Below are 13,355 nucleotides of genomic sequence, written 5' to 3' on the forward strand. Positions count from 1 at the left end.
TTTCTCCGGTCTGTCTGACGGGATGCTGACAATGTGCTGGCATCGGTGCGGCGCTTCGCTGCATATCAGTAAAACTTATAAAAACGATTTCCCAATTTCTGAGACATTCCCGGTTTTCGTGCTGCACGGCCGCATGCATTTTCTTTGCCCAAGACCGACAGTACGGCTAATGTAACGCGGCTGTCATGGAGCGTTGTTAGCATCAAACCCCCTTTTTTCGAGAGGTCCTCTCTGATGAACATGATGAAAACGCTGATCGCGACCGGTGTCCTGGCGACGATCACTTCCTCTGCCTTCGCCGCCACCGAGATCACCTGGTGGCATTCCATGACCGGCGCCCTGGGCGAGCGCGTCAATGCCCTGGCTGACGATTTCAACAAGACCCAGAGCGACTACAAGGTCGTGCCGGTCTACAAGGGGACCTACGATGAATCGATGTCGGCTGCGATCGCCGCCTATCGTGCCGGCAATGCGCCCGACATCCTGCAGGTGTTCGAAGTGGGCACCGCCACCATGATCTACGCCAAGGGCGCGGTCAAACCGGTCTATGAAGTGATGCACCAGGCCGGCGAGAAGTTCGACCAGAATGCCTACGTACCGGCCGTGGCGGGTTACTACTCGACATCGAAGGGCATGATGTCCTTCCCCTTCAACAGCTCCACCACCATCATGTTCTACAACAAGGACATGTTCGCCAAGGCCGGCCTGGACCCGCAAAAGCCGCCCGTGACCTGGCAGGAACTGGTCGGCATGGCTGCCAAGATCAAGGCCAGCGGTGCATCGTGCGCCTACACCACGACCTGGCAATCCTGGGTGCATTTGGAATCGTTTTCAACCTGGCACAACGTTGAACTGGCCTCCCAGAACAACGGCTTCGGCGGCCTGGATGCGCGCCTGAAGATGAACAGCCCGCTGCACGTGCGCCACATCGAGAACCTGGCGAACTGGGCCAAGCAGGGCTACTTCACCTACGCCGGCCGCAAGGATGAGGCCAACGCCAAGTTCAACGCGGGCGAGTGCGCCATCATCACCGGCTCGTCCTCGGCCTATGCGGATATCCGCAAGAACGCCAAGTTCAAGTTCGGTGTGGCACCGCTGCCTTACTACAACGATGTGCCGGGCGCACCGCAGAACACCGTCATCGGCGGCGCTTCGCTGTGGGTGATGAACGGCAAGAAGGCCGATGAATACAAGGGCGTGGCCAAGTTCTTCAGCTACCTCTCCAAGCCGGAAGTGGCGGCCAAGTGGCACCAGGATACCGGTTACCTGCCGGTCACCAAGGCGGCCTACGAGCTGACCAAGAACTCCGGTTTCTATGAGCGCAATCCGGGCACCGACGTGGCCGTCAAGCAGATGATCGTCAAGACCACCGAGAAGTCGCGCGGCCTGCGCCTGGGCAACTATGCCCAGATCCGCACCGTCTTCGACGAAGAACTGGAAAACGTCTGGACCGGCAAGAAGACCGCCAAGGAAGCCCTGGACTCTGCCGTCAAGCGCGGCGACGAACTGCTGGCCCGTTTCGAGAAGGCCAACAAGGGCAACCAGTAATCCCCCTCAGCAGTATCAGCCGTCCCGCCTGAACGCGGTGACGGGCAAGGAACCGGCGGTGTCCTCCACGATCCCTGGAGGGCAGCGCCGGCTTCCGTTTTGGGATGTCAGGAAGCTGACATCCGGTTCCGATTCATTCAACTTTTGCGGCCGGGCGATCCCTGGCCGGAACGATCGTGGAAAAACGCGCGCGCTTCACCTCGAAGTGGTTGCCTTATCTGCTGGTGGCACCGCAGATCATCATCACTTTGCTGTTCTTCTTCTGGCCTGCGGTGCAGGCGCTGTATCAGTCCATGCTGCTGCAGGATGCCTTCGGCGGCTATTCCGAATTCGTCTGGTTCGACAATTTCAAGACCCTCTTCGGCGACCCGACCTATCTCGAATCCTTCCGCACCACCGCCATCTTCTCGGCGCTGGTGGCCTTCTTCGGCCTGGCCCTGTCGCTGCTGCTGGCGGTCTTCGCCGACCGCGTGCGGCGCGCGGCATCGGTGTACAAGACCTTCCTGATCTGGCCCTATGCGGTCTCGCCGGTGGTGGTCGGGGTGCTGTGGATGTTCCTGCTCAGCCCCTCGCTGGGCATCCTCTCGCACGTGCTGACCTGGCTGGGTTTGCCGTGGGACTACATGATCAATGGCACGCACGCCATGATCCTCATCGTCATCGCTGCCATCTGGAAGCAGATCAGCTACAACTTCCTGTTCTTCCTGGCAGGCCTGCAATCGATTCCCAAGTCGCTCATCGAAGCCGCCGCCATCGATGGCGCGGGGCCGGTCAAGCGCTTCTTCACCATCGTCTTCCCGCTGATCTCGCCGACCACCTTCTTCCTCTTCGTGGTCAACGTGGTCTATGCCTTCTTCGATACCTTCGTCATCGTCGACGCTACCACCCACGGCGGCCCCGGCAAGGATACCGAGATCCTGGTCTACAAGGTCTTCTCGGATGGTTTCAAGGGCGGCGACCTGGGCGGCTCGGCGGCGCAATCGGTGGTGCTCATGGGGCTGGTGATCCTGTTGACCGTGGTGCAGTTCAAGTACGTTGAAAAGAAGGTGCAATACGCATGAAGCCCATCTGCATGAATCCCGATTTCTCCTTCCGCCAGCAAGAGGTGGCCGCATGATCGAACGCCGTCCCATCCTTGATTTCCTCAGCCACGTCGTGTTGGTGCTTGGCGTACTGATCGTGTTCTTCCCGCTCTACGTGGCCTTCGTGGCCAGCACCCAGACCGCCGAGCAATCGGCCCTGTCGCCGCTGTCGCTGGTGCCGGGCGGGGAATTCATGAACAACTACGGCACCGTGCTCTTCAAGGGCGCCTCCGGCCAGGTCACCGCGCCGCCGGTGTTGCACATGCTGTGGGTGAGCCTGGCCACGGCGCTCATCATCGCCATCGGCAAGATATCGATCTCCATGCTCTCGGCCTTTGCCATCGTGTACTTCCGTTTTCCGGGGCGCGGCCTGTTCTTCTGGATGATCTTCGTGACCCTGATGCTGCCGGTGGAGGTGCGCATCACGCCGACCTACCAGGTGGTGTCCGACCTGGGCATGCTCAACAGCTATGCCGGACTGAGCATCCCGCTGATCGCCTCGGCCACGGCCACCTTCCTGTTCCGCCAGTTCTTCCTGACGGTGCCCGATGAACTGGCCGAAGCGGCGCGCATCGATGGTGCCGGGCCGCTGCGCTTCCTCAAGGACGTGCTGTGGCCGCTGTCGCGCACCAATGTCATTGCCCTGTTCGTGATCATGTTCATTTACGGCTGGAACCAGTATCTGTGGCCGCTCATCATCGCCACCGACACCAGCATGTATCCCATCGGTATCGGCATCAAGACCCTGATTTCCGGCGGTGATTCGGCCGTGGAGTGGAACCTGGTGATGGCCACCATGATCCTGGCCATGCTCCCGCCCGGCCTGGTGGTGGTGGTGATGCAGAAATGGTTCGTCAAGGGCCTGGTCGATTCCGAGAAATAATTTATATCATTTAGATACTTAGAGACTGACAACCATGGCAGCAATCCATCTCAAGCAAGTCCGCAAGACCTATGGCGCCGGCGCCAAGGCGGTCGACGTGATCCATGGCATCGATGCCGAGATCGCCGATGGCGAATTCATCGTCATGGTCGGCCCTTCCGGCTGCGGCAAGTCCACCCTCCTGCGCATGGTCGCGGGGCTGGAAGAGATCAGCAGCGGACAGATCGTCATCGGCGATCGCGTGGTCAATGACCTGGAACCCAAGGAGCGCGACATCGCCATGGTGTTCCAGAACTATGCGCTGTATCCGCACATGACCGTGTACCAGAACATGGCCTACGGGCTGAAGATCCAGGGTCTCTCCAAGGCCGAGATCGATGAGCGCGTGCAGCGCGCCGCTGCCATCCTGGAACTCGGTGCGCTGCTGGAGCGCACGCCGCGCCAGCTCTCCGGCGGCCAGCGCCAGCGCGTCGCGATGGGACGCGCCATCGTGCGCAAACCTGCGGTGTTCCTCTTCGACGAACCGCTCTCCAACCTGGATGCCAAGCTGCGCGTGCAGATGCGCCTGGAAATCCAGAAACTGCATGCCAGCCTGCGCACCACCAGTCTGTACGTCACCCACGATCAGGTCGAGGCGATGACCCTGGGCCAGCGCATGATCGTGATGAACCGCGGCGTGGCCGAGCAGATCGGCACACCTGCAGAAGTCTATGCACGCCCGGCGACGACCTTCGTGGCCAGCTTCATCGGTTCGCCGCCGATGAACCTGCTGCAGGGCCAACTGGCCGCCGATGGCGCCAGCTTCGAGGTCAGCAAGGACGGCACCGCCGATCTCATCCGACTGCCCCAGCCGGTGCCCGGCGCAGCGGGCCAGGAGCGCATCCTGGGCGTGCGGCCTGAGCATCTGCTGCCGATTCTCGATGGCTCGGCGGCGCAGCTGTCGCTGGAAGTGGAACTGGTGGAAGCGCTGGGTGCCGAGCTGCTGGTGCATGCCCGCTGCGGCGCACAGGCGCTGGTGCTGCGCTGCCCTGCCAATGTGCCGGTCAGCACCGGCCAGCGGATCGGGGCTTCGTTCGGGGCGACGGATGTGCATTGGTTTGATGCAAAGACGAGCAAGCGCCTGGCTTGAGTCAGCGAGTCTTGCTCGCTCAGAGCAGGGGCGAGGGGCCTCCGCTCTGACGTTCACCTTTGATGAACGTCTTACCGAGGAAGATCACCATGAAACCTTCTGAAGCCCTTGCCTCTCATCGCGCTGCCATCCGGCAAATCGTGGAGGCGCATCACGCACGCAACGCCAGGATATTTGGTTCGGTCTTGCATGGCCGGGATACTCAGAGCAGTGATCTCAACCTTCTTATCGATCCGACTCCTGAGACGACACTCATGGACGTGTCAGCCATTCAGGTGGAACTGGAGCGCCTGTTGGGAGTGACGGTCGATGTAGTGACGCCCAGGGCACTGCCTGAGGCTGCCCGCAGCCGGATTCTGGCGGAAGCCAGGCCAGTATGAACCGGCCCTAGTCGGCTGCCGTCGCTTCGTCCACCAGCATCTCCACCCCATTGAGCTTGCAAGCCAGCACCGCCTGATGCACCGCATCGATGGCCGCCTGCCGGGTAAAACTCTTGCGCCAGGCGATGACCACGCGGCGTGAGGGGGCCGGTGCCACGAAGGGCACGTAGCGCACCATGCCGTCGCGCGTGTCGGCATCCGGAATGGAAGCGCGCGGCAGGACGGTCACGCCGATGCCCGAGGAGACCATGTGACGAATGGTCTCCAGCGAGGAGCCCTCGAAGGTGCGGGCGATGCCATCGCCATTGGTGGAGAAGCGCGACATCTCCGGACACACTTCCAGCACCTGGTCGCGGAAGCAGTGGCCATTGCCCAGCAGCAGCATGGTCTCGCTCTTGAGTTCGCGGGCATCGATCTCCTTGCGTTCGGCCCACTTGTGCTGGCGCGGCAGTGCCACCATGAATTCTTCATCGTACAGCGGCAGCACGTTCAGGCCATGCTCCGGGAAGGGCAGGGCCATGATGGCGGCATCCAGTTCGCCCTGGCGCAGCAGTTCGATCAGGCGGGTGGTGAAATTCTCCTGCAGGATCAGCGGCATCTGCGGCACCCGCTCTATCATGGTCTTGACCAGCGAGGGCAGCAGGTAAGGCCCGATGGTGTAGATGATGCCCAGGCGCAAGGGGCCCGAGAGCGGGTCCTTGTTCTGGTTGGCGATTTCCTTGATGGCGGCGGTCTGCTCCAGCACGCGTTCGGCCTGGGCGACGATCTGCGCGCCCAGTGGCGTGACCGAGACCTCGGTGCCGCCGCGTTCGAAGATGACCACGCCCAGCTCATCTTCCAGTTTCTTGATGGCCACCGACAGCGTGGGCTGGGCGACGAAACAAGCTTCTGCTGCATGGCCGAAATGCTTTTCCCGCGCGACGGCCACGATGTATTTGAGTTCTGTAAGTGTCATGCTGTTATGCCGGAATCGTTTTCGGGACTATAGCGTATTTTCGTGCGGCAGGTTCTGTGCGGCATCATGGCGCTTTCCCGCCAGTTGGCGCAGGATGGAGGGATATACGCCTGTCCGGGCAACCTTCGATTCCGATGTTAACCGCCTGTCATGTCTTGGTCACAATGGACAGGTATGTTGTCACGCACTTTTCAGGCGAAGAGGAGTGCCGCGTTCGCCACTTTATCTTGGATACGAGGACATGATGGATAAGGAAGAACTGGTCAAGCGCGTCCACCGCGAACTGGCCGACAGCTATGACGAAGAAATGGAGCTGGAGCTGGAAGACCGCACCGTCGATCCGGTCACCGGAGAATTTTCCAGCGCCCACGGCAACGAGGAAAAGGAATACCGCCGCCTGTATTTCCGCGAACTGTTCCGCCTGCAGGGCGAGCTGGTCAAGCTGCAGGACTGGGTGGTGCAGACCGGCCACAAGGTGGTGATCGTCTTCGAAGGCCGCGACGCGGCCGGCAAGGGTGGCGTGATCAAGCGCATCACCCAGCGCCTGAACCCGCGCGTGGCCCGTGTGGCGGCGCTGCCGGCACCCAATGACCGGGAACGCACGCAATGGTACTTCCAGCGCTACGTCTCGCATCTGCCGGCAGCCGGCGAAATCGTGCTGTTCGACCGCAGCTGGTACAACCGCGCCGGGGTGGAACGGGTGATGGGCTTCTGCACCGACGAGCAGTACGAGGAATTCTTCCGCTCCGTGCCCGAGTTCGAGCGCATGCTCACGCGCGCCGGCATCCAGGTCATCAAATACTGGTTCTCGATCACCGATGAAGAGCAGCACCTGCGCTTCCTCTCGCGTATCCACGATCCGCTCAAGCAGTGGAAGCTGAGCCCCATGGACCTGGAATCGCGCCGCCGCTGGGAGGAATACACCAAGGCCAAGGAAGTCATGCTGGAACGCACCCACATCCCGGAAGCCCCGTGGTGGATCGTGCAGGCGGTGGACAAGAAGAAGGCGCGCCTGAACTGCATCAGCCACCTGTTGCAGCAGATGCCCTACGCCGAAGTGCCACACCCGCCCGTGCAGTTGCCCGAGCGTGAACGCCACGAGGACTACGAGCGCCACCCGGTGCCCGATTCCATGATCGTGCCGGAAATCTACTGATCTGTTGACCGGCAGAGCAGGGCGCCGCAACGAAAATGGCCGGAGACGCAGCTCCGGCCATTTGCATTTGGGCAGTTCAGACGGGCGGTGCCGTCATCCCGGGCTCAGTCGAAGTACTTGGAAATCACTTCGCCGAAGGCCTGCTCGGCCGACATGCCATTGAGCATCAGCTTGCTGATCTCATCGGAATGCTGGTTGATCTCATCGGGCAGCATGTGGCGGTTGGCCTTGAAGTAGGCGTACTTCTCGCCATCGACCGCTTCGCGCGCACGGGCGGCGGCGGTGGTCGGGCGGGCCGTGCCACCGGCGCTGCGGGCCGAGGCGGCACGCGCCGAACGCGGGGTGCTGCGGGTGCCGCTGCCGCCGGTGGCGACGATGCGCTTGATCTGGTCGAGGGTGAAGATGGGGGTCACGTTGCCGGGGCCGAACTCGGTTTCCTCGGCGCGGTGCAGGTGATGGTTGCCATCGAAGGCCATCTTCTTGTCGAAGCTGTTGATGACTTCATAGTGCGGCTTTTGCACCGAACCGAACATGCTGAAATGGACGCGGTCGCCGTAGGAGGTCATCTGGGTAATCACGCCGTTGAGGAATTCGGCCTTGATCGCCTCGACATTGCCATGCCAGCGTTTGGTTTTGCTTGAACTCAAAATAACTCTTCCAATGATGCAGGCGCGGCCTGATGTCGATGCTCTTGCCATCGATGCGGCATTGCCGCCAAGGTCGCGCGATTAAAAACGGGGGGATAGAAGCAATATTATCCTCCTCCGCGCGTCTTCTTGCATGCCTGCGGCGGACTTTTTCTTCATGTGGCTCTTCCGGCTGCCGGCCGATGCGCCATTTTGGGCAGGATTTACGCGGTTTTTCGCAGAAATTGCTTGAAAAGCATCCCTCTTGCCTTCATATCCTTGCTTTCGGGCAATCCCGGTCCGCGCCCCGGTCCCGGGCGATGTTTCCTCTTCCAAAGGTCTTCCATGCGCCGTAGTCTCTTTTCGCTCCTCACCGTTCTTGGACTCCTGGCCGCCCTGCACGCCTGGATCGGCTGGCAACTGCTGCCGGCGCTGACCACCCATGCGGGTTGGATCACGCTGGGTGCGCTGGTGCTGCTGCTGTCCTTCCTGCTGATGCCGGTGGCGCTGGCCGTGCCCTACCTGAAGCGGCGCGGTCTGTCGGAAAGCGCAGCCGACCGCATCGCCTGGGCCGGCATGCTGGCCATGGGCGCATTTTCCTCGGCGCTGCTGCTGACGCTGTTGCGCGAACTGGCGCTGGCGGCGCTGCCCTGGCTGCATCTGCCGCCTATCCAGCAGCATGAGATGGTGGAGCTGAGCGCCTGGCTGGTGCTGGCCCTGACCGCAGCGGCCACCGTGATCGGCTATCTCAATGCCCGCCGCACCGCCGCCGTGGTCGAGGTCAGCGTACCCATCGCCAACCTGCCGGCGGCCCTGGAGGGCTTCACCATCGTCCAGATCAGCGACATCCACGTCGGCCCGACCATCAAGGCGCCCTACCTGCAGGCCATCGTCGATAAGGTCAATGCCCTGCAGCCGGACGTGGTGGCCATCACCGGCGATCTGGTTGATGGCAGCGTACGGCAGCTGGCGCCGCATACCGCCCCGCTGGCCCAGTTGCGCGCGCGGCATGGTGCCTACTTCGTTACCGGCAATCACGAGTACTACTCCAATGCCCACGAATGGATAGACGAGGTGCGCCGCCTCGGCGTGACCGTGCTGATGAACGAACACGTGGTCCTGCGCCATGAGGGCGCGGGTCTGGTGCTGGCCGGGGTGACGGATTACACCGCCCATCATTTCGACGAATCCCATCGCAGCGATCCGCAGGCCGCCATTGCCGATGCGCCGAACGGCCATCCGCGCGTGCTGCTGGCGCACCAGCCGCGCAGCGCCACGGCGGCAGCCGAGGCCGGCTTCGACCTGCAACTGTCGGGCCATACGCATGGCGGGCAATTCTTCCCGTGGAATTTCTTCGTGCCGCTGCAGCAGCCCTATGTCGCCGGCCTGAAGCGCCTGCAAGGGCTGTGGATCTACGTCAGCCGGGGCACCGGCTACTGGGGCCCGCCCAAGCGGCTGCTGGCGCCCTCTGAAATCACGCGCGTGCGCCTGACGGCCGGCGCCTAGGCGTCTTCCAGCCGCGCCAGGCGGCGCAGGGTCTGGGGCGGCTGGCCAAACAGGCGCAGGCAGGCGCGCCGCATCTGGTCGGCGTCGCCAAAGCCGGTCGCACGGGCGATGCTCTCCAGGCTGTCCTGTGATTGCTCGATGCGCAGCCGCGCCGCTTCGGCGCGCATCTGTTCGATGGCGCGTGCCGGTGTCTGGCCGGTCTCGGCCGCAAAGATGCGGTCGAATTGGCGGCGGCTCAGGCATGCCACTTCGGCCAGCGTGTCTATCGTCAACACGTGGTGCAGGTGTGCACGCGCAAAGCTGAGTGCGCGGCGAATGCGTTCGGAGCCGCCATCCATCTCCTGCAAGGCCGAGAATTGCGACTGTCCGCCCGGACGGCGGTGATACACCACCAGCTCGCGCGCCACCGCCTTGGCCAGTTCGGCGCCGTGGTCGTCTTCGACCAGCGCGAGAGCCAGATCGATGCCTGCAGAAATCCCGGCCGAAGTCCACACCTTGCCATCGCAGGAATAGATACGGTCGCTGTCCACCTTCACCTGCGGATACATCTGCTGCAGCTTGGCCGCCATGCGCCAGTGCGTGGTGGCGTGCTTGCCATCGAGCAGGCCCGCTGCTGCCAGCACGAAGGCGCCGGTGCACACGCCCGCGATGCGGCGCGAACGGCTGGCCGCGCGCACGATATAGCGGCGCAGCCCTTCCGAGACCAGCCCCTCGCGCGGCGCGCCGCCCCCGGCCACCACCAGGGTATCGAAGCTGGCGCGGCCGATGCGCTCGGTCTGGATCAGCGCTCCGGCCGAACTGCGGATCATCCCTCCCGGCTCCGAATGGAGCGTGATCCGGTAGAGCGTGCGCCCGCTGACCCGGTTGGCGGCATCGAAGGCCGACAGCGGACCGGTGAAATCGAGCATGCTGCAGTCGGCAAAGATCAGGAAGGCAATATCGCGCGCGGGCATGGTGCAGAAAACGTCAAATGGCCGGGAATGCCGGAATTATGACATTCAAGCCATCGGGCTGCACGGCACACTGCAGGTCCTCATTCTCACCGGAGCCCGCCATGCCGCCTCTCGCCACCGCCCCAGCCGCCACGCCCGAGGCTGCCCCATCCACCAGTTCATCCCATCGCTGGAAGGTGCTCGCCGCCGGGGTGGCGGCCAATGCCAGCTTCTCGGCCGTCTTCTCCGGCATCCCGGTGACCTCGCTGGTCTTGCGCAGCGACTATCACCTCAGCAATGCACAACTGGGTCTGGCGCTGGGCCTGTTGAGCCTGGGCGTGGCGCTGGGCGAATTGCCCTGGGGTGTCCTGACCGACCGCTGGGGCGACCGCAAGGTGCTGCTGGCGGGCCTGCTGGGGACCAGCGCTGCGCTGTGCCTGCTGATGGTGCTGGCGCGGCCGGGGCAGGGCGGGGCGGTCTACCTGTGGCTGTGCGCCGGACTGATGCTGGCCGGCCTGCTGGGCGGCAGCGTCAACGGTGCCAGCGGACGCGCCATCATGGCCTGGTTCGCCGAGGGCGAGCGCGGGCTGGCCATGAGCATTCGCCAGACGGCCGTGCCGCTGGGCGGCGGCATCGGTGCCTTGCTGTTGCCCACGCTGGCCGATCGTGCAGGCTTCGGTGCGGTGTTCGGGGCGTTGATGGCGTTGTGTCTGACCAGCGTGATGCTGGTCATGCGCTGGCTGCGCGAGCCTGCCGCGGTGCCTTCATCGCATGCCGCCCCGATACCGGCGACATCCGCCTTGCGCAGTCCGCTGGTCTGGCGCCTGGCGCTGGGCACCGGCCTACTGTGCGCGCCGCAGGTGGCATTGATCAGTTTCGGCGGCATCTTCCTACATGAGGCGGGGCAGGCCAGCCTGCTTGCCATGAGCGTGTTGTTGACGCTGGTGCAACTGGGCGCGGCCGTGGCGCGCATCGCCAGTGGCCGCTGGACCGACCGCCGCGGCCAGCGCCGTCCTTACCTGCGCGCTTGTGCATTGGGCAGTGCGATGCTGTTCCTGCTGCTTGGCCTGTCGTCCCTGCACGGCGCGTGCGTCGCACTGCCCTGGCTGGGCACGGTGCTGGTGGTGGCGGGTGTGGTGGTGTCGGCCTGGCACGGCGTGGCCTATACCGAACTGGCCGTGGCGGCCGGCCCGGCCCAGGTCGGCACCGCGCTGGGCCTGGGCAACAGCTGCGTCTTCGGGGTGTTCTTCCTGACCGCACAGGCCGTCCCGCTGCTGCTGCACTGGCATGGCTGGACCGCAGTGTGGCTGGCCACGGCGCTGGTGGCTCTGCTGGTCTGGCCGCTCTTTCCGCCTGCGCACAAGCCGCGCCCGACCGCCTGATTCGCCAACCGGAGCGGACTTAGACGACCGGTCTAATTTTCCGCTAGAATGGCCGCCATGCGAGAACATTACGGCGAAAACAAACGCAACATCCTCCAGGCAGGCCAGACGCTCATCGCCCAGAAGGGCTATACCGGGGTCGGCCTGTCGGACATCCTGGCGGCGGCCCGGATCCCCAAGGGTTCCTTCTACCATTACTTCGGCTCGAAGGAACAATACGGCCGCGAACTGATCGAGCAGTATGTGGTCGGCTATCTCGAACGGCTGGATCATGCGCTCTCCGGCAGCCAGGGCGGCAATGCACGCGAGCGCCTGCTGACCTACTGGGGGTACTGGCTGGAAAGCCAATGCTGCCAGGAAATCGAACAGCGCTGCCTGGTCGTCAAGCTCTCCGCCGAAGTGGCCGACCTGTCCGACGAGATGCGCCAGGTCCTGCATGGCGGCACGCAGCGCTTCATCGAGCGCATCGCCGCCTGCATCGCCGAAGGGATCGCCGAAGGCTCGCTGCACACCGTGCTGGAACCGCTGGCCACGGCCACCATGCTCTACCAGCAATGGCTGGGCGCGAGCCTGCTGTCCAAGCTCAGCCGCGACCGCGCGCCGATGGAAGCGGCCATGCTGGTCACGCGGCGCGTGCTGGTGGCGCCGCAGTGATCAGAACAGGCATGGCCAATGGCGCAGCGCGCTCTCCTCAATGAACAGAATACGGAAAGGATTTCCATGACCCAATTGCCCAAGACCTATCGCCGCATCGTCCTCGCGTCGCGTCCGAGCGCAGCGCCCACGGCCGAGAATTTCCGCCTCGAAGAAGTCGCCATCCCCGAGGTGCAGGAAGGCCAGATGCTGTTGCGCGGCGAATGGCTCTCGCTGGACCCCTACATGCGCGGCCGCATGAGCGATGCGCCTTCCTATGCACCCCCGGTGGAAATCGGCGGCGTCATGACCGGCGGCGTAGTCTCGCGCGTGGTCAGCTCGCGCCATCCCGACTTCAAGGAAGGCGACCTGGTGATGGCCTACACCGGCTGGCAGGAATACGCCATTTCCGATGGCAGCGGTGCCAACAAGCTGCCGGCGGATTTCGCCCATCCTTCGCATGCGCTGGGCGTGCTGGGCATGCCGGGCTACACCGCCTATGCCGGCCTGATCGACATCGGCCAGCCGCGCGCGGGTGAAACCGTGGTGGTGGCAGCAGCCACCGGCGCGGTCGGTTCGCTGGTCGGCCAGATCGCCAGGCAGCGCGGCTGTCATGTGGTCGGCATTGCCGGGGGTGCGCAGAAGTGCGCATCGGCCGTTGAGGAACTGGGCTTCGATGCCTGCATCGACCACCGCGCCGCCGACTTTGCCGAACAGCTCAAGGCGGCTTGTCCGCGCGGCATCGACGTGTATTTCGAAAACGTCGGCGGTGCCGTGCTCGATGCCGTCTTCCCGCTGCTCAACATCCATGCCCGCGTGCCGGTGTGCGGCCTGATCGCCCACTACAACGGCGGCAGCCTGGCCACCGAAAGCAACGCCATCCTGCGCCGTGTGCTGACCCAGCGCATCCGCGTGCAGGGCTTCATCATCTTCGACTACTACGTCAATCGCCCCGACCTGTATGCCGCCTTCCAGCAGGAAGTCGGCACCTGGCTCAAGCAAGGCAAGCTGCATTACCGCGAAGACGTGGTGCAGGGGCTGGAGAATGCGCCCGAGGCCTTCATGGGCCTGCTGCAAGGCAAGAACTTCGGCAAGCTGGTGGTCAGGCTGGCCTGAGCCCGCCACCGTCCGTCATTTCCGGGG

The 13,355-nt window shown here is 63.7% G+C and carries 13 protein-coding genes; 10 read left to right on the forward strand and 3 right to left on the reverse strand.

Annotated features, from left to right (window positions below):
* Positions 1-234: 234 nt before the first annotated feature.
* From ugpB to ACVC5H_RS05940, 5 genes are all read left to right on the forward strand, one after another.
* A complete protein-coding gene (gene ugpB, locus ACVC5H_RS05920; protein ID WP_338716308.1) occupies positions 235-1,548 on the forward strand; it encodes a sn-glycerol-3-phosphate ABC transporter substrate-binding protein UgpB in 1,314 nt (437 codons plus the stop codon).
* 176 nt (positions 1,549-1,724) lie between these two features.
* Entirely contained in the window at positions 1,725-2,609 is an 885-nt protein-coding gene (gene ugpA, locus ACVC5H_RS05925) for a sn-glycerol-3-phosphate ABC transporter permease UgpA (protein ID WP_489621443.1), read from the forward strand.
* A gap of 52 nt (positions 2,610-2,661) precedes the next feature.
* Entirely contained in the window at positions 2,662-3,513 is an 852-nt protein-coding gene (gene ugpE / locus ACVC5H_RS05930; RefSeq protein ID WP_338716306.1) for a sn-glycerol-3-phosphate ABC transporter permease UgpE, read from the forward strand.
* A gap of 34 nt (positions 3,514-3,547) precedes the next feature.
* Entirely contained in the window at positions 3,548-4,642 is a 1,095-nt protein-coding gene (locus ACVC5H_RS05935) for a sn-glycerol-3-phosphate import ATP-binding protein UgpC (protein WP_489621444.1), read from the forward strand.
* A gap of 89 nt (positions 4,643-4,731) precedes the next feature.
* On the forward strand, positions 4,732-5,022 hold the full coding sequence (locus tag ACVC5H_RS05940; protein ID WP_489621445.1) for a nucleotidyltransferase family protein: 291 nt from the start codon (positions 4,732-4,734) through the stop codon (positions 5,020-5,022).
* Between the two features lie 7 nt (positions 5,023-5,029).
* On the opposite strand, the gene ACVC5H_RS05945 is transcribed toward ACVC5H_RS05940, so the two are convergent.
* Complete coding sequence (locus ACVC5H_RS05945; protein WP_489621446.1) at positions 5,030-5,977, reverse strand: LysR substrate-binding domain-containing protein; 948 nt, start codon at positions 5,975-5,977, stop codon at positions 5,030-5,032.
* A 244-nt stretch (positions 5,978-6,221) separates the two neighbouring features.
* Here ACVC5H_RS05945 and ppk2 point away from each other — a divergent pair, with 244 nt between their 5' ends.
* Positions 6,222-7,133 carry a polyphosphate kinase 2 gene (ppk2, locus tag ACVC5H_RS05950; protein WP_489622654.1) on the forward strand — a complete coding sequence of 304 codons (912 nt, stop codon included), beginning with the start codon at positions 6,222-6,224 and terminating at the stop codon, positions 7,131-7,133.
* Positions 7,134-7,237: 104 nt separating this feature from the next.
* Here the strand turns inward: ppk2 and ACVC5H_RS05955 are convergent, their stop codons facing one another.
* Entirely contained in the window at positions 7,238-7,780 is a 543-nt protein-coding gene (locus tag ACVC5H_RS05955) for a hypothetical protein (protein WP_026052079.1), read from the reverse strand.
* 324 nt (positions 7,781-8,104) lie between these two features.
* Here ACVC5H_RS05955 and ACVC5H_RS05960 point away from each other — a divergent pair, with 324 nt between their 5' ends.
* Positions 8,105-9,265 carry a metallophosphoesterase gene (locus ACVC5H_RS05960; protein ID WP_489621447.1) on the forward strand — a complete coding sequence of 387 codons (1,161 nt, stop codon included), beginning with the start codon at positions 8,105-8,107 and terminating at the stop codon, positions 9,263-9,265.
* Here ACVC5H_RS05960 and ACVC5H_RS05965 read toward each other — a convergent pair.
* The gene (locus ACVC5H_RS05965) at positions 9,262-10,218 is read right to left on the reverse strand and encodes a GlxA family transcriptional regulator (protein ID WP_489621448.1); all 957 of its coding nucleotides are present in this window, start codon (positions 10,216-10,218) and stop codon (positions 9,262-9,264) included. The two genes, ACVC5H_RS05960 and ACVC5H_RS05965, sit on opposite strands and share 4 nt — an antisense overlap.
* A 101-nt stretch (positions 10,219-10,319) precedes the next feature.
* On the opposite strand from ACVC5H_RS05965, the gene ACVC5H_RS05970 reads away from it, so the two are divergent.
* The 3 genes from ACVC5H_RS05970 to ACVC5H_RS05980 all read left to right on the forward strand — a co-directional run bounded on the left by ACVC5H_RS05970 (position 10,320) and on the right by ACVC5H_RS05980 (position 13,328).
* Positions 10,320-11,579 carry an MFS transporter gene (locus tag ACVC5H_RS05970; RefSeq protein ID WP_489621449.1) on the forward strand — a complete coding sequence of 420 codons (1,260 nt, stop codon included), beginning with the start codon at positions 10,320-10,322 and terminating at the stop codon, positions 11,577-11,579.
* 57 nt (positions 11,580-11,636) lie between these two features.
* Positions 11,637-12,233, forward strand: coding sequence for a TetR/AcrR family transcriptional regulator (locus ACVC5H_RS05975; protein ID WP_489621450.1), 597 nt, complete (start codon positions 11,637-11,639; stop codon positions 12,231-12,233).
* A 66-nt stretch (positions 12,234-12,299) separates the two neighbouring features.
* Positions 12,300-13,328, forward strand: coding sequence for an NADP-dependent oxidoreductase (locus ACVC5H_RS05980; RefSeq protein WP_489621451.1), 1,029 nt, complete (start codon positions 12,300-12,302; stop codon positions 13,326-13,328).
* The last annotated feature ends 27 nt before the right edge of the window (positions 13,329-13,355 follow it).

The sequence above is a fragment of the Herbaspirillum sp. Her3 genome (assembly GCF_057961275.1).

What these genes read in the sequence shown, in the direction of transcription:
- ugpB (WP_338716308.1), top strand. Translation starts at nt 235, where the DNA reads ATGAACATGATGAAAACGCTGATCGCGACCGGTGTCCTGGCGACGATC.
- ugpE (WP_338716306.1), top strand. Translation starts at nt 2,662, where the DNA reads ATGATCGAACGCCGTCCCATCCTTGATTTCCTCAGCCACGTCGTGTTG.
- ACVC5H_RS05935 (WP_489621444.1), top strand. Translation starts at nt 3,548, where the DNA reads ATGGCAGCAATCCATCTCAAGCAAGTCCGCAAGACCTATGGCGCCGGC.
- ACVC5H_RS05940 (WP_489621445.1), top strand. Translation starts at nt 4,732, where the DNA reads ATGAAACCTTCTGAAGCCCTTGCCTCTCATCGCGCTGCCATCCGGCAA.
- ACVC5H_RS05945 (WP_489621446.1), bottom strand. Translation starts at nt 5,977, where the DNA reads ATGACACTTACAGAACTCAAATACATCGTGGCCGTCGCGCGGGAAAAG.
- ppk2 (WP_489622654.1), top strand. Translation starts at nt 6,222, where the DNA reads ATGGATAAGGAAGAACTGGTCAAGCGCGTCCACCGCGAACTGGCCGAC.
- ACVC5H_RS05960 (WP_489621447.1), top strand. Translation starts at nt 8,105, where the DNA reads ATGCGCCGTAGTCTCTTTTCGCTCCTCACCGTTCTTGGACTCCTGGCC.
- ACVC5H_RS05965 (WP_489621448.1), bottom strand. Translation starts at nt 10,218, where the DNA reads ATGCCCGCGCGCGATATTGCCTTCCTGATCTTTGCCGACTGCAGCATG.
- ACVC5H_RS05970 (WP_489621449.1), top strand. Translation starts at nt 10,320, where the DNA reads ATGCCGCCTCTCGCCACCGCCCCAGCCGCCACGCCCGAGGCTGCCCCA.
- ACVC5H_RS05975 (WP_489621450.1), top strand. Translation starts at nt 11,637, where the DNA reads ATGCGAGAACATTACGGCGAAAACAAACGCAACATCCTCCAGGCAGGC.
- ACVC5H_RS05980 (WP_489621451.1), top strand. Translation starts at nt 12,300, where the DNA reads ATGACCCAATTGCCCAAGACCTATCGCCGCATCGTCCTCGCGTCGCGT.